Origin of the sequence: Colwellia piezophila ATCC BAA-637, from assembly GCF_000378625.1 — a bacterium.
Classification (GTDB): Bacteria; Pseudomonadota; Gammaproteobacteria; order Enterobacterales; family Alteromonadaceae; genus Colwellia; species Colwellia piezophila.
In genome coordinates this window covers 276,756-297,392 of record NZ_KB905165.1, presented here as the reverse complement: position 1 = coordinate 297,392, position 20,637 = coordinate 276,756, and the positions used below count along the sequence as shown (strand labels likewise).

The window sequence follows — 20,637 nt, the reverse complement described above, 5'->3', positions numbered from 1 at the left end:
TTAACAATACCTTAATAAGACCTTAAATTAACGATTGAGATCGTGTGACCTTTTTCAACAGCAATGAAGAGAAAGGTCAACATGCTTTTAATTCTGAAACAGTATTTGGAAGAGATTACCATGCAACCAAGAACCTCCCTACCCAGCTGGAAAAAATTAGTCACTCATGCGCAAGATATGAAAGAGCAGCATATGAGTGAACTCTTTACACAAAATAGTCAACGCTTTGAACAATTTTCCATTAAGTTAGCGCCTTTTTTATTAGATTATTCTAAAAACCTGATAAGTAATGACACCATGTCAATGTTATTCGACTTGGCGAAAGAATGTGATGTTGAACAGTGGCGCGAGAAAATGTTTTCTGGACAGCGTATCAATAGTACCGAAGACCGGGCCGTTTTACATACAGCTTTACGAAGTCGTTCAAGTAAGCCGGTTATGCTTGATGGTAAAAATGTCAAAGAAGACGTGCAGCGCTCGTTAAATCATATGAAAGATTTTTCTGAGAAAGTGCGGCAAGGACATTGGAAAGGCTATTCAGGCAAGCGCATTACTGATGTAGTGAACATTGGTGTTGGCGGCTCTAACCTAGGGCCACAAATGGTCACTGAGGCACTTAAACAATACAGCGATAATAGCGTTAATGTGCATTACGTTTCAAATGTTGATGGTACTCAAATTGCCAATGTATTAAGACCGCTCAATCCAGAGAAAGTACTGTTTATTATTTCGAGCAAGACTTTTACCACCACAGAAACCATGACCAATGCTAAAACCGCCATGAAGTGGTTGGTGTCGTCTTCATTTGATCAATCAGCCATTGCTAAACACTTTATTGCGGTCTCTTCAAATAAGAAAAATGCCACAGAATTTGGTATTGCGCCAGAGAACATTTTTGAACTGTGGGATTGGGTCGGCGGCCGTTTTTCACTTTGGTCGGCGATTGGTTTACCTATTGCTATCGATTTAGGTTTTGAGCGCTTTATAGAGTTACTCGAAGGTGCAGATGAAATTGATCAGCACTTTTGTGAAACACCGTTAGAACAAAATGCTCCGGTCATTTTAGCCTTGTTAAGCCTGTGGAACTGCACTTTCTTAGGGGCACAATCACAAGCAATTTTACCTTATGATCAGCCACTACATATGTTGTCAGCCTATTTACAACAAGCAGAAATGGAAAGTAATGGTAAATCGGTTAACTGGCAAGGAGAGTCCATAGATTATTCAACCGTACCGTCAATTTGGGGTGAGTTGGGTATTAATGGTCAGCATGCTTTTTATCAATACCTGCATCAAAGCAATAACATTGTGCCTGCTGACTTTATTGGCTCGGTAGAAAGTGTTACCCCAGTGCAAGGTCATCACCAAACTTTGATGGCTAACTTTTTCGCGCAAACTCAAGCATTAATGCAAGGTGTGGATGAACAACAAGTACGAGCAGGCTTAAAAGCCAAAGGTCGTACGCCAGAATATATTGATAAAGTTGCCCCACATAAAGTACATAAAGGCAATCGCCCAACCAATACTATTTTGATGAAACGCATTTCGCCGCGATCTATAGGTAGTTTAATTGCTTTGTATGAACACAAAATTTTTACTCAGGGTATTCTTTTGCAAATTTGTTCATTCGACCAATGGGGAGTAGAGCTGGGTAAAGGCTTGGCTAATAATATTGAAGTTGAATTATCTGAAAACAAAATCAGTGATAATCACGACAGTTCAACTAAAGGCTTAATGACTTTTTTTCAAGAAAGTATATTAAAACAAAGTTGATAGTTGATAGTTGATAGTTGATATAATGGTTAAAATTACCCTGCATTACAAGTATATACAGGGTAATATCTACAGACACCTTTTTAACTAATCAAGGTATTTGTTTAGAGCCTCAATTCTGCCCTACAGCCCTAACCAGCAGATTTTTCCATTTAATTTCACCACCAAAAAGAAATCTTTAAATACTAAAATTGTCTATTGCTTAGAAATATAACTATTTAACCATTACATCAGATTATTTAAGAGTATTTGTAGACTCTCGTTCAACAATTTCAAAATCTAGCACATTACGAAACTCTCGAGCATTTGCTTTAGCTAGATCTGAAAACTTACCCGAAGCAATAATATCAATGGCAAGTTCAGCCATTTGCTGAATGGGTTGTCTGACGGTTGTTAAGTTTGGCGAAACAGAAACAGCAAGGTGACCATCATCAAAACCCGCAATGGATAATTCATCAGGTACAGAAATTCTAGCCATATTTGCAGCAGATAAAACTCCCGCCGCCATAGCATCGTTAGCAGCAAATATCGCTGTCGGCCTATCATCTAAAGACAACATCTTTTTAGCTGCTTCCACACCAGAATCAACCGTAAACAAACCTTGCTCGATATACTCGGGTGGTACATTAATTTTATTTGAACGTAGCGCATCTAAAAAGCCTTGATAACGTAAGCGACTCACGCCTTGATTGGGATTACCAATAATATGGCCAATTTTACTATGACCTTGCTTTATCAACATTTCTGTCATTTCAAAGCTTGCCTGATAATCATCCATGCAAATATACGGAGATAAGTTCAGTTGAGTATCTGGAGCAATACGAACAAAAGAAACATTCGCTTGTTGCAGTGTGGTAAGCAATTTTTCATTGTTACAAATGGGTGGCAATAAAATTAAACCATCAACCTGAGTAACTTCAATAAGTTCTTTAACGGAAGCGAGTGCTTTATTTATATCATCATCAATTTCTTCAACAACTAAATGATGGCCCGTTGAACGACAGATTTTTAAACCACGTAAGAGGAATTTACTGAGATAAGAAGTATCTAAATCATCAAAATATAATAAACCTATAAAGAAAGACTTATTACTTGCCAACCTACGTGCCGCGACATTAGGTCGATAATTAAGTTCTTTAACCGCCTTCATCACTAATGCTCGCTTAGCATCACTCACTTTACTATCTTGATTAAGTACACGAGAAACAGTCATAGTAGACACACCAACTCTTTCTGCGATATCTTGAATTCTTATACGTTTAGAAGTTGTCATTCTACCTATCATTCCTTTAACCATTATCAATATGTAATTGTTTGCGCTTTAACAAACACTGTTAGCGATATCATAAAGTTTAACATCTTGTTTTTCCAAATAGAATAGCTTGGTTATTGTTGGAGCTTTACCTCTACAGCTATTTAACTTCAAGATATGATACCAATCGAACTAATTTGTTGACCCGTTAGAGATGATATTCTAAAGTGTTTAAAAGCAAAAAAAGCTTCTAATACCATATATGGTATTAGAAGCCTTTATACAGTAACTCTATGGTCGATTAGGTCACTAGCTTGATGCTTCAGCTGAAACTGGAACTGACATTGCTTGTTTCTTGGTGATTAAATATAAAACAAAAAAGCACCCTACAAGTATGATTGGAAATATTGCAATATTAGCTAACGCTGACTGACCTGCGGCTAATTCAGCCGCTTCGCCAGTTAAACCTGATGAAAGTGCAGTTTCGCGACCTTTATCAATCCAACCACCAATAATTGGACTCCACCAACCCACACCTAACATGCCAAAGCCGCCAATAATAGACATACCTAAAGCACCCGTTTTTTCATGGTATTCACTGACATAACCGATCATCGTTGGCCAAAAATACATTACACCAACAGCAAATAAAATAGCGGAAACATAGACCATGTAACCTGTTGCACTGCTCATTAAATAAAGTGCAAAAGAAGAAACAATGGCTGATGCTAACAATACACCTACCGGGTTAAGTGCATGTATTACAGGCCCGGCGAAGTAACGACCAACGGCCATTAATCCCGTGATCATTGCTAAGATAAGCATAGGATCTGCACCGGCATTACCTAATATACGGTCAACCCAGCCTGAAGTACCTAACTCAGTGGTTGCTGTTAATGTCATACAGAACAACATGAAAATGAATATTGGGTTTAATAATGCTTTAAAGTTAGCAGTGGTAGATGTTTCGGTATTCGCTGTTTCTGGGAATTTTTGACCAAAAATCATAAAACCATAAATAGCCGTCGGCACTAACATTACGCCAATTTGCATTTGCCAGCTCATATTAAAATCTGTCATAAACTTCGATAATAATGCGCCGATAACAATACCGCCAGGAAACCATACATGGAACTTATTCAGCATAGTGGTTTTATTTTTATGGTAAATATCTGCAATTAATGGGTTACAAGCCGCTTCAACACAACCGTTTGCAAAACCAACTAAGAAACTTGAAATAAGTAAGGTGACATAACCATTAGCGGTAATCGTTAGTATTAAACCTAATAGGTGACCAAAAAATGCAATGTATAACATTTTTTTAGCGCCCATTAAGTTATATAAAAAACCACCCAAAATAGTAGCAACAGGAAAACCAAATAAAGCTAATGCATTTATCCAACCCAATTGGGTATCTGTTAAGTTAAATTCAACGCTAAGCTCTGACATAATTCCTGCGCGAATGGCAAAAGTCATTGCCGTAACAATTAACGCAATACATGAAGCGCTAAACAAGCGCGATGTAGATATAGTTGATGTTCCCATAGTTTCCTCTTTATCGTGATTAAATTTATGTATATTTGGTATTGTGAGTTATTTCAAACCTAGAATTTTTTTATTAAACTCTTCATCAACCCCGGCCGCAGCAAAATCATCGAAGGCTTTATCTGTCACTTCAATAATATGTTCAGCAATAAATGGCGCGCCTTCGGTTGCTCCTGCCACTGGATGTTTTATACAACATTCCCACTCTAATACTGCCCAGCCATCAAAGTCGTACTTAGCCAAGCGAGTAAAAATACCTTTAAAATCAACTTGGCCATCGCCTAGTGAACGAAAACGACCAGGACGATCTATCCAGCTTTGATATCCGCCATACACACCGCTGCGACCATTAGGAATAAACTCAGCATCTTTAACATGAATACCTTTAATGCGTTCGTGGTAGATATCAATGAACTCAAGGTAATCGAGTTGTTGTAAAACGAAGTGACTTGGATCGTATAAAATATTTGCTCGAGGATGGTTGTTTACCGCTTTTAAGAAACGCTCAAAGGTCACACCGTCATGTAAATCTTCACCTGGATGCAGCTCATAACAAATATCACAATCGGCGTCATCAAATGCGTCTAAAATAGGTAACCAACGTTTAGCCAATTCTGCAAAACCTTGTTCAACTAGGCCTGCTGGGCGTTGTGGCCAAGGATAAACGGTGTGCCAAAGTAAAGCACCAGAGAAGGATGCGTGAGACTTTAAACCAAGGTTCTTGCTAGCTTTAGCAGCAAACATCATTTGTTCAACAGCCCATTGCGTACGCGCTTTCGGGTCATCATTAAACTGATCAGGTGCAAAGGCATCAAATAGTGTGTCATATGCAGGGTGCGAGGCAACTAATTGGCCTTGTAAGTGCGTAGAAAGCTCAGTGATCGCTAATCCGTGTTCAGCACAAATGGCTTGTACTTCTTTACAGTAGACTAAATCGTTTGCTGCACGTTCTAAATCAAAAAAACGCCCATCCCATGAGGGTATTTGAATACCTTTATAACCTAAACTTGCTACCCACTTACATATATTGGGCAGGGTATTAAATGGTGCTTCGTCAGAAGCAAATTGCGCTAAAAATATCGCGGGGCCTTTTAATGTTTTCATAGTAACTCTCTTTGTTATTTTTTTTGTTATCTTTGCTAGTTTTAAATCAAAGCCATTAATCGGCTAACAATTGGTCTAGGTCATACCATTTAGTGTCTTGGTTTGAGCTATTTACAAATGATTCAACCAGCGCCATACCGCGTATACCGTCATTTATATCAGGGAAGTCATAATCTTTATTGGCGTTGTACTCTGAGCTTTCAACATCTCTGATGGCTTGGGAAAAACTCACGTATATATTGGCAAAAGCTTCTAAATAACCTTCAGGATGTCCCATAGGCGTTCTGGTGTAGCTCGCAGTACGAGCGCTATGCATACCGCCAGTACGTAATACTTGCATTGGTTTATCTAGGTACTTAAGTGTTAAAGTATTTGGCTCTTGCTGTTGCCATTCTAGTCCGCCTTTTTCGCCATACACACGAATAGTCAGGTTATTTTCTTCACCAGCGGCAATTTGACTGGCTTGTAATGTGCCTTTAATGCCATCTTGCATTTTCAGTAAGACAATACCGTCATCATCTAAACGTCGGCCTTCGACAAAAGCGGTTAACTCGGCACAAACATGGGTAATTTCTTTAGAAGTTATGTATTCAACCAAGTTAGCTGCATGGCTACCAATATCCCCCATACAACCAGAAATACCAGAACGAGAAGGGTCGGTACGCCAGTCAGCCTGTTTATTATCGGCATCTTGAGATTCAGATAACCAACCTTGGATATATTCAACAATAACTTTACGTACTTTACCTATTTCGCCATTAGCAACGAGGGTTTGCGCTTCTTTGACCATAGGGTAACCGGTATAGGTATGTGTTAATCCGTATAACAAGCCTGTTTTATCAATGATTTTTTTTAGTGATTTTACTTCATCTAAACTTAAGGTTGCGGGTTTATCAGATAAAACATGAAAGCCATGTTCTAACGCCGCTTTTGCCGCAGGAAAATGCATATGGTTAGGAGTTACTATGGCAACAAATTGCATGCGCAGCTCAGCAGGTAACTTTGCTTCCGCTGCAAACATAGTGTCAAAATCGGCATAACAACGCTCTTCATTGAGCATGAGCATTTTGCCCGAAGCAATAGATTTTTCAGCGGTACTTGAAAAGGCGCCACAGACTAATTCAATATTGTTATCGAGCTGTGCGGCTATACGATGTACCCCACCAATAAAGGCACCTTGGCCACCGCCGACCATACCCATACGTATTTTATTCATCACAAATCCTTACTAATAGTGATTATAATATACTTACTACTATAGAGTTAACTCTCAAAACACTGTATAAACAAATCGGTTGTCCGTATCACTAATTCGGCGCTCATTAATAACAACTATTATTCTTTATCAATATTTGAAGTATCCATGTCCAAGACTAACAACACACAATTCCTAAATAACATGGGCATAAAACAATTAATGTCGATGTTTGATTTATTCCCCAACACTATGTTTTGGATAAAAGATAAAAACCATAAATTCATACATGTTAACCAAGCATTTATTGATAACAGAAAGCTTAAAAAAGCTGAAGAAATTGTAGGAAAAACCGACTTTGACCTTTTTCCAATTCATCTTGCAAGGCAATTTTTTCGTGATGACAACAAGGTATTAGCAGGACAACAAGTTACCGAGCGTTTGGAAATTAACATTAGCCAAACGGGTGATAAAGCATGGTATTCAACATCGAAGCGCCCTATCATCAATGAGTATGATGAAATTATTGGCTCATATGGCATTACACAGCAACTTGAAAAACAAGCAGTAGCATTATCAGGCATTGAAGTTTTAACTGTTCCTGTTGACTATATTCGAGAACATTATCATGAAAACTTTACCATTGATGAACTTGCACAAGTTAGCCATTTATCCGTCAGTGCTTTAGAACGAAGGTTTAAAAACCATCTGAAAAAATCACCTAAACAGTTTATTAACGAAGTTCGTCTTGAAAATGCACAAAAACTTTTAGTAGAGACCAATATGCCTATTGCACAGGTTGGTTATGAATCAGGTTTTCCCAACCCGAGTTATTTCACTCAACAATTTCGCGTTTTTTTCGATGAACTGCCTTCAGATTTTAGAAAAAACTATCAAATATTATAGGGCCTGTCATCACCGAGTGTCAGCTTATGGCCATACACCTTTCGTTACCTAGATTTTGGCTTCAGTCAATGCCTATAGAAGGCGTTAGATGTTGCATCTAATATGTGGTTTTTGATATTTTTAGAAAAAGAAATCTAGGTGGATTGGATCATACTATCGTGCCTGCATATAAATAAGTACGGTTTATGATCCAGCTATACTTTTAATAATTAATCCTTATAAAGTACTACCCAAGCAGCTGATTTATAACCTCAATACTTAAAAACATTTTAGCAACATCATTACTTCCACCATTATCTAAACGCGTAAATCCTAGGCTTAAATAAAAGTTAGTAGCAGCAGGGTCTGCATCTAAATATAACCCATATACTCCAATCTCTTTTGATGCTCTATGTACTCGATGCAGAGCATCAGACATCATTTTACGTCCAATACCGTGACCTTGAAGGGAAAGGTTAACTCCAAGCATGACTAGACGAACACAAGGAATATCTCTAGGTAAACTACCTTTGGATAGTCTTTCTAATTCATTAGCTTGTAGTTTAAATGACGTTAATGTGTAAAAAGCAGAAAACCGTTCATTCTCTTCTAAATCAAGCAATATAAATGCTTGGGAGAAATGTTGGCTTACCTGCTTTTTTAATGAAGAATGTACAAACTTATTGATAATTTTATTGCCACAATCAAATTTCTTTTGTTGAAAATATGAAGTTGTTGGCTCAAATTTTACTATTACAAATTGATTATCGCTCACTAAATGTTCCTGCTGATAGTAGTTCCTTCAGGTCATCAGTAGGTTTAGACGGTTTAGATAAAGCAGCAAATAATGCATGTTGCTCTTGCTGATCAAGTTGCATTTTTTCATTAAGCTCTACAACCTTTCTTGCGGCTCGTAAAGCAGGCATCATGATAAACGTGGTCATATCCACACCACGTAACAAAGCTGCTTGTACAAGTAATTCTTTATTTTGCATAGTTGTTTTTAAATCCAACCGTGCATCTTTTTTCAGTGCTAAAGCTACCATGAAAAACTCCTACCTATACGTTTAATATACGTATAGCATAACATAATTCACACAAACGTCAATGACACGTATAACAGCCGTATAGTTTACCGAATTAAAAAACTCTAGCTGTCCATCAATAAAGTCATTTTACAGTGGACGAGTGGATATTGGCCACGATTTTATGTGTATTCATATTTTTACTTGAGCATGTAAAAAGTAAATAGAAATGGGTAATAGCAAAATTTAGTGTAAAAAATCTAAGACGGTATGTGCCCCATTAGAGATAGAAATAATTTTTTTCCCAACTGCATCTATTGCTCTCAAGAATTATATTTCTTACTATCAAAATAACAATAAAAAATGATAAGGAAAAAATAACAATGAACAAAGGTGAATTAGTAGACAAAATAGCTGAAGGTGCTGACATTACAAAAGCTTCAGCAGGACGCTCATTAGATAGTTTGATTAGTGCTATAACATCAGAGTTAGCTGACGGTGGTGATGTTGCATTAGTAGGATTTGGGACGTTTAAAATTTCAGCTCGTGCGGCGCGTAAAGGACGTAACCCACAAACTGGTGCAGAAATACAAATAGCGGCATCTAATGCTCCAGGATTTAAAGCTGGTAAGGCTTTAAAAGAAGCTTGTAATTAATGCAAATAATAAATAACAAAGTAAAAGTTTATTTAAATTAACTTTTATTTTTACCACCCTACATCCACCGACTTATAGTCGGTGGATGCAACAAAGAATAATTGATTTTACTAACGGTTTTACATGGCTGAAGCGAATACTGTCTTGAGCGAGATAAATAAAAAATATTTTAAGTGTTTTTTTAAGTGACTATTATAAAAACCTAGGCCGCAAGAGATGGATTTTAAAAAAGTTCATCTGATCTGCATGTGTAATAAAAGCTGCATAGAAACTTTATATACGGCCAGAAGGATTTGATCGTTTTATTATTAAATGTACTACTTGCAGCACTTTTGGGCTAGAGGTTACTTCTGTGTAACAGCAGGAGAATTAACGAAAGAAATGATCAAGGAATATTTGGAACATCACTTTGAACGTAAGCCAAATGACAACTTTGAAGTTGGGTAATAGGCATTAGCCGAAGTGTTGGACTTTCAGTCCACTGTTTTTTTTAAACCACCGTCTTTAGACTATCGTTGTTTAGTACATCCAAAAAATCAATATATCTATTTATCGAGAAAGATATTTATCTTCAAAATTTTGACTCAAATTCCTTTGGGTAAATTTATAATCAATACCAGAGTCACTATTTTCAAAAGCTAGATTGACAGCTTTGATGACATCTTCTTTCTTTAAACTGCTAATTTTACCGTCGAACACGGGGTCATAAATCACATGAAAATCATGCGCCAAATAATAAAGCATATCTTTTGATAACGATTTGTTATCCGTCCTGTTTTTCGTAGCTAAGGCATTACTTTCACAAACAGTGTAAGCATGTTGTCCTATAGATTTCAACAAAGGCTCTTCGGAATTATTGTTATATAACAATAGCCAATAATGTACTGGCACTTTATGTAAAGCTGACATGAACAAAGCAGCTAATGCTCGTTTATTATTTATCGAGTCAACATAGATAGTTTCAGGTTTAAGTCTATTGAGTTGCTTTTCAATTGTCTGATATTCACTTTCATCAAACAGGTTTAATACTTCCTGAATATTTTGCATCTTAACGTCAAGAACATGATTTGTATTTTCGAAAGTGACTGTATCTAACGAGCGAACGTCGGGTATATCAAAGAGTTGTCTAATAAAGTCAAGAAACGCTTTAACTAACGCGAGTATGAGTTGAACTAACTCCTCTACTTCTTTATCTGTGAGTTTTTTTTGATAGGATATTACCTCTTTCTCTATCAAGTATTGATATGTTTTAGTCAGGTTTGGTTTAAAAGCATAATAATGACGCTGGCAACGGGTAAACAACAAAAAGTTTGGTTGTCCGTGTTTTGTCTTACGCTGATTAATTGTTTTTTGCCTTAAGTTATTAAATTTATTGTATAAGGTGCTTGATAACTCAGCCACAATAAAGTCTGTTTGCTGTAAGTGCGCTAACGGTGAGTTATCGTCCGCTAATATCGCCTCACTTTCTTCTTCAAGCATCTTTTTTTCTATAGGACTATCTAAGTCAGGGATTAGCACTGTTTGGTCTGTTACATTTTCTTTTGTTATGACAATGTCTTTTTCATTCGCTATAGAGCATTTACTTTTTAAATTAATTGCATGCACAGTAGCTTTGAGTTTATCGCTAGTTTTTATTAAAATTTTCGTTTCATCAGGAAGTAACGAAAAAAGAAAGTTTTCTTTATCTTGCATATTGAGTGGCTCTACCGACCTTTTTACATCATAATTTCTATCACTAATTGAAGTTAATCGTTCGATTTCATCTTGCCTAAAACTTAATTTTTTTTGATACTTTTCATTTTTACTCTCCGTAAATAAAGAGGCGGCGCTAAATGGTTTATTAAATTTTTTATTATTCAATGTTGTACCAAGGTTACTACCTTTGAAAGCGCACCCTTTGAACAAAAAACTAACGCCATTTATGCGCTTAACACTTTTTTCTTTACCCTTTAGTTTTCTAAATTGAATGTGTGGTGATATTTGATGTGAACGCAAGTACAGCAAAAAACGTTCAACGGATTTATCAGTATTGAGCGCAAATGCGTGCGCTTTTTTTATAATTTGAATTAACTCTTTTTCACTACTTTGATAATGAATATCAGATTTAACTGTATTATTGAGCTTATTGATTGTGTTTTGTATAGCGGATACTTCTTTTTGACTCAAAGCAATTTCTCCCTTTTTCGCTTCTTTTATATTCGCCCTTAATTTTATGACTTGTTTACGACAATGCTTGCTTTTCGAGCTAAAGCTTAAATTTGATGATGAGGTTTTATGTGTAGGTGTCGAACTTATTTCCAACCCTCGTTTTTGAAGTGTTCTTTCAATTTTAACTCTTGCGTTTATTGAGCGTTGTCGATTGTTATTACTTTTCACTTGCACATAACGAGACTTTTCATCGTCATATTTAAGATTGTTGAGTACTATATGTGCGTGTTCCTGCTTTGTATCATTATGCTTTGTTGCCAACCAAGTGCAACCCTCGAAGCCCATGTATTCAAGGTAGTCTTCAATGATAATTAGCCAGTTTTCATTTGAAAGCGATTCATTTTTAGCTAGAGAAATCACAAAATGATCAGATGTTTTTTTTGCTCTTTGATTATGTTTATTAGGTAGAGACATTTCCTTTTTTAACTGAGCAAGTTTTGCTTTATCTATGGCTTGCTTTCCGTTAATCATAAAAAGAGGGGATGGCGACAAACAATTACTTCCGATGAACTCTACATCATTAATCTTTCTATCATTGATCTTTGCATCATTGATTTTTGCATCATTAATCTTTACATCATTCGATAAGCCAAAAACATAATTTATTCGAGATGGTTGCACATTTTTATGTGCTCGTTCTAATATTTTTATTATCATAAATTATTTCACTAAATAAAAAGAGCAAACATTTTTTGTAGCTCGGTTAATGTAATTCTCAACTCTTTTAATAAATAATCTGCTTGAATTTTATCTTCATCATTTATATTTTTATTTAGTGTATTCAATGCTCTCACACTTTGATTTAAATTATTCCCTTGGCGTTTTAATTCATGAAGTATTTGAGCTTGCTTGTTAGTAGTAACAATTTGTTGATTCATGTCATGTGTGCATCTTTTTGATGATGTGATTTTTTGAACCAAACTTCTTAAGACTGCTGATGTCGTTGAGTGATTATCTTTAACGTATTGTTTAAGTTTCTGTAGTTCGTCAAGATTCACCCTGAAGGTTAACTTGTTTGCTAAAGCATTTGGTGAGGGCGTTATTGTTACTTCAACTGATAACGTATCATCAGTTTCAATATTTTCATTGCACTTTAACTTTGTAATATTTGTATTGGTTTTTACTACTGAATTATTTTTAACTTTCGGTACACATTTTTTTTTAGCAGGAATACAATTCGTAGTTGAACTAATAACTTTAGCTACAGATTTTTTCTTATCTTTTGAGGCTGAATTGACACCCCGTTCAGATAATTTATTTTTAGCTTTAGGCTTTCTAGAAACTAAAACCTTTTCTTTCTTACTCTCATTGTTTTTTTCTTTTAGAAATATTTTTTGTAAAAAACTTAACATCACAACACCTTAAAATTTGAATATATAAAATCTTTAAGTTGTTGTTTGTTTTTTTAGCCGACAGGCGTTAATCTTTTGTCGCCAGACAAAAATTCGAGCGTATTTGTCTGACAAATACATACCTCGCTGAGCATATCCGACCCATTTATCATTTCATACTAAAACTGTTTTAAACAGGCCCCTTCTTCGCTTTTCTATTTATAAACGTGAAAAAAGTCACATTTTTAAAATATTTATAAAAAGTAAAAAATAAATTTCCGGCGTTACAAGTGGAGATTAATTAGACAATAAAAAATAAGATAGGAGGTAAAAAAGTAAAAACACACAGTTAAACAGTAAGTTATTTCACTGTTAATAACATATTGTTTTTCAAAAACAATATTGAATAGAAGCACATTAAAAAATGTTGTCAAGTAATAAAAATAGTATCGGAAAAAGGGGCTATAAGTCAAGTTAGCAAAACTGTTAGGCTATATAAGTGAGCAAAAAACATAGCTAATTATCAGTACCTCCTCACGTAATTCTTAAGGTACTGATGAGGTGTACTTCATGTACAGAATTAACATTATTTTATTAAAGAGATATAACTCAAACAAAACAAATTTTACGGTATTCACTTTAGGTGGAGGTTATTATGAATTCAAATAATACACTACTTAAAATTGATATTATCGACTTTCCTTTTCTTCAAAAATTAACCGGATTTAATAGTCCGGCTAAACAAGCTGAATGTCTACGGCAGCACAATATTTATTATATTGAAGGCCGTGACGGTAAGGTTGTAACAACGTCAAAATGGCTTGAACAAGCTTCATTTTCCGGAGCTTTTTCTGCTAATGATGAAGTTAACTTAGAATTTTAAAGGGGTATTATTATGGGTAGAAAACGTAAAAACAAAGCTGATAATAAACTTCCAACCCGAGTTTACCGGGGTAAGTGCGCTTTTGAATTTAGAGCTAAATCAGGAAAATGCTACAAACTTTGTAAGCTCGATGTTTCATTATCTGTCGTATATAAAGCATACGAAGAAGCGTTATCGTTAACTAAAAACACGAATACTGTAGCGAACTTAATCAACGAGTATCTTGCATCGTCTGACTTTTGTGAAAAGTCACCAAGAACGCAAAAAGATTATCATCAATATAAAAAAGACTTAATAAAATCTTTTGGTCATATGAATGTTAATCGTGTGACTAGGTCAGATGTTAAGAAATTTTTAGATGCAAAAGCTAAAAAATCCGGTAACGCTCAAGCCAACCGCCATAAATCGGCATTACAAGTAGTTTTTTCATGGGCTTTACTTTATGAGAAAACAAAAGTTAATCCTTGTATTGGCGTGCCAAAACTCAAAGAGATTGTTAGAAGTAAGTACATCAGTGATGAAGAATATTTTGCAATAAAAGAGCATGCCTGCCCAGTTGTATATGCAATGTTAGAAATCATGTGTTTGTGTGCTACAAGGCCGCAAGATGTGTTAAAGATGCAAAAATCTGATTTTACTGAAGAGGGTTTGTATATTAAGCAAAGTAAAACTCAAGTCGCCCAAATAAAAAAATGGGGACCCCGATTAAAAAAGGCAGTGAATTACTTAGCTAAACTATACCCTGCAATTGAATCAAAACACATCATCTTTCAGCCGAAGAATGGTGCTCGATATACAAAGTCAGGATTCGATGAGCGGTTTCGGAATGTAAGGGCAAAGGCGAGAGTTGCTACTGGAGAGAAAATGGACTTCACTATTCACGATTTTAAAGCGAAATCAATTTCTGATTTTGATGGCAGTATGGTTGAAAAGCAGATGGCGGCTGGCCATACCAATATCAAGCAAACAATAGCTTATCAACGTAAAGCTGTCGTTGTTGACACTGTAGAGACTTCAAAAATGAAGAAATCAAGCTAAAGAATGTCTAGCAATATGAAAATTAAGGTTATTAAATCACTTAATTGCTCAATTCATGTTGCTAGACTTATTCGAGTCAAAGTTGATAACAAAAGCTATTTATTCTTACATTGTGAGTATTATTTCAAAGACAAGCTGCTCTGGTTTGTTTCTAGTCGCTTAAAATCAATAAGGATAAACAGTGATAATATTTTAATAAAAACGCTTAATTGTCATTATCGAATAGCAGCTAAAACTATAATCATTCACAAATTATCAGTGAATGAATTCATGCAGTTAAAGTATTCATAAAACTAAAAACATAATAGAGCTAAGTACACTTATTACTTAACTCTTAACTCATTTAAAAATTACGGAGTAAATCATGACACAAGTCATTAAAAAAAAGATACTAGATATTGAAACGCTTTATGAGCAACAAATCAAAAAAGCTCGGCAAGCTTCTCGAAATCTAACAGGTTACGAACGAGCTATAAAAATTTGTGCTTATTTTGAAAGTGTCGGCCACCCCCACCCTGACTACACATTTAATCAATTAGCAATGAATCGATATTCAGATAGACAGTTTGCTATTGATTTAATGAAAAATATGGCCTATCTCGTTGCTGTTAACCTGCAAATTGAATCATTCGCCTAACTCGATATGCGTGAATCTACTATGAAAAACATTAATGCAGCTAAAGCTAATTGCCGTTTATCTGGAATGCCTGTCGACGACGAAGTAGTAAAAATGTTGATAAAAGTTTTAGAGAATAATCCTGAAATAACATCAACAGAGCTAATAGAATTATTCACAAAAATGTTAAATGAATAAGTTTGAATGAAATTAACTGTTATTGATGAAAAAGGTTAAATTGGCGAAACGCCTCATTATAACAATCTAATCTATGCTCTTAATATAAACAGCAACATCTGATACTTGCACATCAAAAAAAACACACAGTTTATCAATAATATCAGTAGAGGCATTATATCCTTTTATGTTAGATAGTTTGGATAATGTAGTTCTATGGATACCTGTTGATTTACTTACTTCTTCAATTGTAATTCTACGTCCTTCTTGGAATGATTTTTCAGCCATCAACTCTTTAAATTTAAATCTAATCATTTTCTTTTTACTCTAATAAAGATGAGTACACACTACATTAGTATAATATAAATATCAATTATATCTTGACATTTTAAATCTCACCTGTATATTCAAATGTAGCGTATACGCATCCACTGAATATTAAAGGTATCAAAATGTGCATTTATAAGTTTGAAAGAGAAAGTTTAATTAAAGAGTTAGTAGCAAAGTTAGACGATGATGTTTTCGCTAAATTCGCATTACAAGCAACATCTGACACTTATGTTGATGATGAAAACCTTATTGCTGAATTCATCGATAACGAACTGATTGAATTTAATGAGCAACTTGAGCGTTTTATAAAAACACATATATCTCAGAAATTTGATCGTGTTTTAAAAAACCTAGTTGCCCAAACTATCACAAAAGTAGGAGTATAATCATGAAAAAAACAATTAGCGCATTTAATACAGAGTATCCAACTTATACAGCTTTAGCTGCTTATTTTGGGCAAGATAGAGAGCTTGTCTACAATAGAATAAAAACTTATGGGTGGTCTCCTGAAAAAGCGGTACTCACTGATAAGCATGGCAGTATAAGAAAGTCATACTCAGATCATGCACTCCTACTTAAGTCACCTTTACTTTTTAAAATCATTAATAAAGCAAGAGAGTCTGTAGAGCGTATAAAGCGCTTTAAAAAAGAAATAGTTAAGCAGTGTTCCAAACGAATAAAAACAGCTAAAAAAGCGTTTATAGCACTTACTATAGATAACGTTGTAACCAAAGGCCATGGCCGATATTCGTTAGGCCGTTTTAAAGCGAAACCAGACTTAGCAAAAAGTATAGGTTGCCTTTATCTTGCTAAAATTCCACTTGGTAATAATTCATTTTATTTAAAGATAGGAATTTCAAAATACCTGAATCCTTCTGAGCGTAAAAAATCATTACCTAAAGGAACAGAAATTCTTGATTCTCAACATGCTGAACTTCATCGCTGCTTTCAAGCTGAGCAGATCATGTTAAAAGAGTTCAAACAAAAAGGCTTAGTTATACCTAAGCATGATCGATTTGAAGGGTATTCCGAGGTGTTAACTTTGATACCAGCTAAATCATCGATAAATAATCAATACGTTCTGGGGTTAAGGTCGTCTTTGAAAGAGACTAAACCTTACAACAAATTTATCAAAGATTGAGCTAAAATAGCGATTATATTCGGAAAAAATATTCGGAAGTGCCTAAAACGAGAAAGGGCTGCACATTGTGCAACCCTTTAAATGTGGCGGTGAGATAGAGATTTGAACTCTAGGAGGGCTACAAACCCTCGCCGGTTTTCAAGACCGGTGCTTTCGACCACTCAGCCATCTCACCTGAAGTTAACAAATAAGCGAGTAAAACAAAGCTTGCTTGAGAACGAGGCGAATACTAAAGTCTCTCTAATAAGTTGTAAAGCACTATTTTAAATATTTATGCTTGTTTTACGTTAGTTTGCTAAAAAACAATCAGCTTGCTTTATTTTCAAGCAATTTACAGTGATTCAAAGGAAGAGTGAGATAATGACAACTGAAAACACCTGCCGCTGCCCGTGGTTAGACACGACAAAATTAGACTATGTGAAATATCATGATGAAGAATGGGGAGTGCCCGTTCTTGAAGATAATAAAATGTTTGAATACTTGGTACTTGAGTCAGCCCAAGCCGGTTTAAGTTGGTATACCATATTGAAACGCCGTGAGGGTTATAGAAAAGCCTTTGCAAGTTTTGATGTAGATAAAGTAGCGCTATTTACCCTAGCTGATGAAGAGCGCTTATTACTGGACGCGAGTATAATTCGCCACAAAGGTAAAATTGCCGCTACCGTTAATAATGCAAAATGTTTTATTGCCATACAAAAAGAGTTTGGTAGCTTTGTTAACTACATATGGGGTTTTGTTGATAACAAGGTGCATGTCAGTAACCTTGCAAAAATAAGTGATTACCCTGCTACCTCCCCTATTTCAGATGCATTAAGTAAAGATCTAAAAAAGCGCGGTTTCAAGTTTATCGGCTCTACTACAATATATGCACATTTACAGGCCTCAGGTTTGATTAACGATCACAGTAATGATTGTAAAAGAAAACAAGAGGTTATCAACAGTTATCAATCGCTTGGGGTAAAGTGGAAGCAATGTTAGGCCAGCTAGTGTTTGATACCTTCCCCCTATAAAGTGATGCCAAGGCTTTGTTTGTTACAAAAGAAAACAAGTTATTGTCAGTTATATACAAAGCTAAGCGTAGTATTTTAAAAAACACCGTGCCATAATATGTCACAAGACGGTAAAATTAGTGTAAGTCAGTTATTTAATTAATAAAAACTTGAACTTATCTAAAATGACCTTATCTATATAACTAGAAATAAATTCTTAAGGAAGTTTTATGCAATCTAATATGAGTTTTCAAACGGCGAGCAAAAGTTCGGCAATAGAAATCAATAAAGTATTGAGAAATACTTACATGTTGTTATCAATGACACTAGGGTTTAGTGCAGTAACAGCAGGTATATCAATGGCAATGAACCTACCACACGGTGCAGCGCTTATCATGACATTAGTCGCCTTTGGTTTAATGTTCGTGGTAAATAAAAAAGCTGACTCAGCCAGTGGTATTTATTGGATATTTGCTTTTACTGGTTTAATGGGCGCTTCGTTGGGGCCAATGTTAAGTGCTTACGCAGCCATGCCTGGTGGCGGCGCGTTAATTATGCAAGCCCTTGGTGGTACCGCATTAATATTTTTCGCACTTTCTGGTTATGCGCTAACAAGTAAAAAAGATTTCTCATTTATGGGCGGCTTTTTAATGGTTGGTATGATTGTGGCTTTAGTCGCAATGGTTGCTAACATCTTCTTCCAAATTCCAGCGTTATCGTTAGCGATTAGTGCAGCAATCATTATGATTATGTCTGGCTTAATCTTATATGATACTAGCCGTATTATTAATGGTGGTGAGCGTAACTACATTCGTGCAACTATCTCTTTATACTTAAGTATCTATAACATTTTTGTACACTTACTAATGTTATTAGGTGTATTAGGCAATGATGATTAGTTAACACTAAAAATTTAGCTGAAAAAGCTTTATAATAAAAGCCTCGCTCTTGCGGGGCTTTTTTTTGCTCTTATTTACCCTAGGTGCCCTTTATTGCCTTTTACTCTCTTTTTATAATTTGGATGTGTTGTGAAAACTCTTGCCGTAGTAATAACTACTCCCCCATATAGCCACTTAACAATTACCGCATTAACTTATGTTGAGGCGGCATTAGAGGCTGGTATTAATGTTATTGGTGTGTTCTTTTACCAAGATGGTGTAATGCATGCTAATGAAGACATCAGCATTGCTAGTGATGAATACCAAGCTATTGAACACTGGCAACGATTACAGCAAAAGTACCAATTACCACTACACATTTGTATTACCGCTGCAGAAAAACGTGGTATTGCTTGCGATGCCATAGACAATGAGACAATAAATAAAGCTTTTACTGTCTCAGGTTTAGGCGAATTAGTTGAGTTAACAACAAAAGCATCACGCTTGGTGCAATTTTAATGACCGTATTAAATACTCAAATTGCGAGTACTGAACTCCCCGCTTCGGGCCTAGCAATAATAAACTCTAAAGCGCCTTTTAGCAGCACTCATGGTAAAGATGCCCTTGATGTCGCATTGATTTTTGGTGCCTTTGAACAAAAGGTTTCGCTATTCTTTCAAGGTGATGGTGTTTATCAATTGTGCGCTAATCAAGATGGCCGTTTAGTGTCGATTAAGGATTATTTAAAAACTTTTTCAGCTTTTGAATTCTATGACATTGAAGACATCTATGTTTGCCAACAGTCATTAGCTAATCGTCAACTTGCTGAAGATTTTCATATTGATGATGTACAAGTATTATCGAGTATTGACTTTGGCACTGCGCTAAATCGTCACCAACATGTGCTAAGGTTTTAAGAATTAACACCTCTTATTTTAGGCCTTTTACTTCAAGAGAGAGAATATGAGTACTTTACATTTTGTACGGCAATCGGCTTTTGCTAGCAATGACTTCGCCCAGTGTTTAAGCGTTTTAGCCCATCAAGACTCAATCGTGTTGATGGATGATGGTTGTTATAATCTGAAGCACTCGTTGATGGATAGTTTAATCAAACGAGTAGATGGCTCGGTTAATATCAATGTTATTGCCAGTCATGCACAGGCGAGAGCCATTGAAATCATAACAGCGGTCAATCCAATTGAAATGACAGACGTTGTTGAACTTACCTTTAATCATAATAAAGTGATCACATGGCAATAGCATTGACGTTCCAAGACAAAATTATTCCCACAGATAAACAAGGCTATTTACTTGATCATTTGTTATGGCAGCGAGAGTTAGCGTTTATTATGGCAAAAAATGATGAATTTGAACTGACAGAAGCCCATTGGGAAGTGATTAATTTTGTCAGAGAGTTTTATCTCACCTATAACACCTCCCCTGCTATTCGGGCACTCACCAAAGCAATGAAAGCAGAGTTCGGCGCAGAGAAAGCGAGTAGCCGTTACTTGTATAAGTTATTTCCAGAAGGACCCGCAAAACAAGCGACAAAATATGCAGGATTACCAAAACCGGCCCGTTGTATTTAACCTGAATTCTGAATGATGAGTG

General features: G+C 35.6%; 24 protein-coding genes, 1 tRNA gene and 1 pseudogene. 16 read left to right on the top strand and 10 right to left on the bottom strand.

The window, feature by feature from the left end:
• The first annotated feature begins 120 nt into the window (after positions 1 to 120).
• Complete coding sequence (gene pgi, locus F580_RS0111885) at positions 121 to 1,773, top strand: glucose-6-phosphate isomerase (RefSeq protein ID WP_019027957.1); 1,653 nt, start codon at positions 121 to 123, stop codon at positions 1,771 to 1,773.
• A 235-nt stretch (positions 1,774 to 2,008) separates the two neighbouring features.
• On the opposite strand, the gene F580_RS0111880 is transcribed toward pgi, so the two are convergent.
• The 4 genes from F580_RS0111880 to F580_RS0111865 all read right to left on the bottom strand — a co-directional run bounded on the left by F580_RS0111880 (position 2,009) and on the right by F580_RS0111865 (position 6,890).
• A complete protein-coding gene (locus F580_RS0111880; RefSeq protein WP_019027956.1) occupies positions 2,009 to 3,046 on the bottom strand; it encodes a LacI family DNA-binding transcriptional regulator in 1,038 nt (345 codons plus the stop codon).
• 288 nt (positions 3,047 to 3,334) lie between these two features.
• On the bottom strand, positions 3,335 to 4,570 hold the full coding sequence (locus F580_RS0111875; RefSeq protein ID WP_019027955.1) for an MFS transporter: 1,236 nt from the start codon (positions 4,568 to 4,570) through the stop codon (positions 3,335 to 3,337).
• Positions 4,571 to 4,618: 48 nt separating this feature from the next.
• A complete protein-coding gene (locus F580_RS0111870) occupies positions 4,619 to 5,674 on the bottom strand; it encodes a sugar phosphate isomerase/epimerase family protein (RefSeq protein WP_019027954.1) in 1,056 nt (351 codons plus the stop codon).
• 55 nt (positions 5,675 to 5,729) lie between these two features.
• The gene (locus tag F580_RS0111865; RefSeq protein WP_019027953.1) at positions 5,730 to 6,890 is read right to left on the bottom strand and encodes a Gfo/Idh/MocA family protein; all 1,161 of its coding nucleotides are present in this window, start codon (positions 6,888 to 6,890) and stop codon (positions 5,730 to 5,732) included.
• A gap of 147 nt (positions 6,891 to 7,037) precedes the next feature.
• Between F580_RS0111865 and F580_RS0111860 the strand changes: the two genes are divergently transcribed.
• Complete coding sequence (locus F580_RS0111860; protein ID WP_026301403.1) at positions 7,038 to 7,775, top strand: AraC family transcriptional regulator; 738 nt, start codon at positions 7,038 to 7,040, stop codon at positions 7,773 to 7,775.
• Positions 7,776 to 8,001: 226 nt separating this feature from the next.
• On the opposite strand, the gene F580_RS0111855 is transcribed toward F580_RS0111860, so the two are convergent.
• Both F580_RS0111855 and F580_RS0111850 read right to left on the bottom strand, forming a co-directional pair.
• On the bottom strand, positions 8,002 to 8,529 hold the full coding sequence (locus F580_RS0111855; RefSeq protein ID WP_019027951.1) for a GNAT family N-acetyltransferase: 528 nt from the start codon (positions 8,527 to 8,529) through the stop codon (positions 8,002 to 8,004).
• Positions 8,519 to 8,800 carry a type II toxin-antitoxin system TacA family antitoxin gene (locus tag F580_RS0111850; RefSeq protein ID WP_019027950.1) on the bottom strand — a complete coding sequence of 94 codons (282 nt, stop codon included), beginning with the start codon at positions 8,798 to 8,800 and terminating at the stop codon, positions 8,519 to 8,521. Before F580_RS0111850 ends, F580_RS0111855 begins: the two co-directional genes overlap by 11 nt.
• A 362-nt stretch (positions 8,801 to 9,162) precedes the next feature.
• Between F580_RS0111850 and F580_RS0111845 the strand changes: the two genes are divergently transcribed.
• On the top strand, positions 9,163 to 9,435 hold the full coding sequence (locus F580_RS0111845; protein WP_019027949.1) for an HU family DNA-binding protein: 273 nt from the start codon (positions 9,163 to 9,165) through the stop codon (positions 9,433 to 9,435).
• 315 nt (positions 9,436 to 9,750) lie between these two features.
• A pseudogene (locus tag F580_RS25975) lies at positions 9,751 to 9,882 on the top strand (transposase); the annotation flags it as partial.
• A 102-nt stretch (positions 9,883 to 9,984) separates the two neighbouring features.
• Here F580_RS25975 and F580_RS0111840 read toward each other — a convergent pair.
• Together F580_RS0111840 and F580_RS0111835 are read right to left on the bottom strand one after the other, a co-directional pair.
• Positions 9,985 to 12,300, bottom strand: coding sequence for a relaxase/mobilization nuclease domain-containing protein (locus F580_RS0111840; protein WP_019027948.1), 2,316 nt, complete (start codon positions 12,298 to 12,300; stop codon positions 9,985 to 9,987).
• Between the two features lie 11 nt (positions 12,301 to 12,311).
• A complete protein-coding gene (locus F580_RS0111835) occupies positions 12,312 to 12,995 on the bottom strand; it encodes a hypothetical protein (RefSeq protein WP_019027947.1) in 684 nt (227 codons plus the stop codon).
• 634 nt (positions 12,996 to 13,629) lie between these two features.
• Between F580_RS0111835 and F580_RS0111830 the strand changes: the two genes are divergently transcribed.
• The 4 genes from F580_RS0111830 (at position 13,630) to F580_RS26350 (ending at position 15,709) form a co-directional block, all read left to right on the top strand.
• A complete protein-coding gene (locus tag F580_RS0111830; protein ID WP_019027946.1) occupies positions 13,630 to 13,857 on the top strand; it encodes a DUF4224 domain-containing protein in 228 nt (75 codons plus the stop codon).
• Between the two features lie 12 nt (positions 13,858 to 13,869).
• Complete coding sequence (locus F580_RS0111825) at positions 13,870 to 14,895, top strand: tyrosine-type recombinase/integrase (protein ID WP_019027945.1); 1,026 nt, start codon at positions 13,870 to 13,872, stop codon at positions 14,893 to 14,895.
• A 364-nt stretch (positions 14,896 to 15,259) separates the two neighbouring features.
• Positions 15,260 to 15,532, top strand: a complete 273-nt coding sequence (locus tag F580_RS0111820; protein WP_019027944.1) for a hypothetical protein — start codon at positions 15,260 to 15,262, stop codon at positions 15,530 to 15,532.
• Positions 15,533 to 15,553: 21 nt separating this feature from the next.
• Positions 15,554 to 15,709, top strand: a complete 156-nt coding sequence (locus F580_RS26350; protein ID WP_157443083.1) for a hypothetical protein — start codon at positions 15,554 to 15,556, stop codon at positions 15,707 to 15,709.
• 66 nt (positions 15,710 to 15,775) lie between these two features.
• On the opposite strand, the gene F580_RS0111810 is transcribed toward F580_RS26350, so the two are convergent.
• Complete coding sequence (locus tag F580_RS0111810) at positions 15,776 to 16,003, bottom strand: helix-turn-helix domain-containing protein (protein WP_019027942.1); 228 nt, start codon at positions 16,001 to 16,003, stop codon at positions 15,776 to 15,778.
• Between the two features lie 137 nt (positions 16,004 to 16,140).
• Between F580_RS0111810 and F580_RS0111805 the strand changes: the two genes are divergently transcribed.
• On the top strand, positions 16,141 to 16,404 hold the full coding sequence (locus F580_RS0111805) for a hypothetical protein (RefSeq protein WP_019027941.1): 264 nt from the start codon (positions 16,141 to 16,143) through the stop codon (positions 16,402 to 16,404).
• 2 nt (positions 16,405 to 16,406) lie between these two features.
• Complete coding sequence (locus tag F580_RS0111800; RefSeq protein WP_019027940.1) at positions 16,407 to 17,159, top strand: hypothetical protein; 753 nt, start codon at positions 16,407 to 16,409, stop codon at positions 17,157 to 17,159.
• Between the two features lie 84 nt (positions 17,160 to 17,243).
• Here F580_RS0111800 and F580_RS0111795 read toward each other — a convergent pair.
• A tRNA-Ser gene (locus F580_RS0111795) sits at positions 17,244 to 17,334 on the bottom strand.
• Positions 17,335 to 17,519: 185 nt separating this feature from the next.
• Between F580_RS0111795 and F580_RS0111790 the strand changes: the two genes are divergently transcribed.
• The 6 genes from F580_RS0111790 (at position 17,520) to F580_RS0111765 (ending at position 20,615) form a co-directional block, all read left to right on the top strand.
• On the top strand, positions 17,520 to 18,137 hold the full coding sequence (locus F580_RS0111790; protein WP_019027939.1) for a DNA-3-methyladenine glycosylase I: 618 nt from the start codon (positions 17,520 to 17,522) through the stop codon (positions 18,135 to 18,137).
• A 241-nt stretch (positions 18,138 to 18,378) separates the two neighbouring features.
• Positions 18,379 to 19,047 carry a Bax inhibitor-1/YccA family protein gene (locus tag F580_RS0111785; RefSeq protein WP_019027938.1) on the top strand — a complete coding sequence of 223 codons (669 nt, stop codon included), beginning with the start codon at positions 18,379 to 18,381 and terminating at the stop codon, positions 19,045 to 19,047.
• A 129-nt stretch (positions 19,048 to 19,176) separates the two neighbouring features.
• Positions 19,177 to 19,545, top strand: a complete 369-nt coding sequence (tusD, locus tag F580_RS0111780; protein ID WP_019027937.1) for a sulfurtransferase complex subunit TusD — start codon at positions 19,177 to 19,179, stop codon at positions 19,543 to 19,545.
• Positions 19,545 to 19,943, top strand: coding sequence for a sulfurtransferase complex subunit TusC (gene tusC / locus F580_RS0111775; protein ID WP_019027936.1), 399 nt, complete (start codon positions 19,545 to 19,547; stop codon positions 19,941 to 19,943). The genes tusD and tusC overlap by 1 nt, the downstream gene beginning before the upstream one ends.
• 46 nt (positions 19,944 to 19,989) lie before the next feature.
• Positions 19,990 to 20,286 carry a sulfurtransferase complex subunit TusB gene (gene tusB, locus F580_RS0111770; RefSeq protein ID WP_019027935.1) on the top strand — a complete coding sequence of 99 codons (297 nt, stop codon included), beginning with the start codon at positions 19,990 to 19,992 and terminating at the stop codon, positions 20,284 to 20,286.
• Complete coding sequence (locus F580_RS0111765) at positions 20,277 to 20,615, top strand: TusE/DsrC/DsvC family sulfur relay protein (RefSeq protein ID WP_019027934.1); 339 nt, start codon at positions 20,277 to 20,279, stop codon at positions 20,613 to 20,615. The genes tusB and F580_RS0111765 overlap by 10 nt, the downstream gene beginning before the upstream one ends.
• Positions 20,616 to 20,637: the final 22 nt, after the last annotated feature.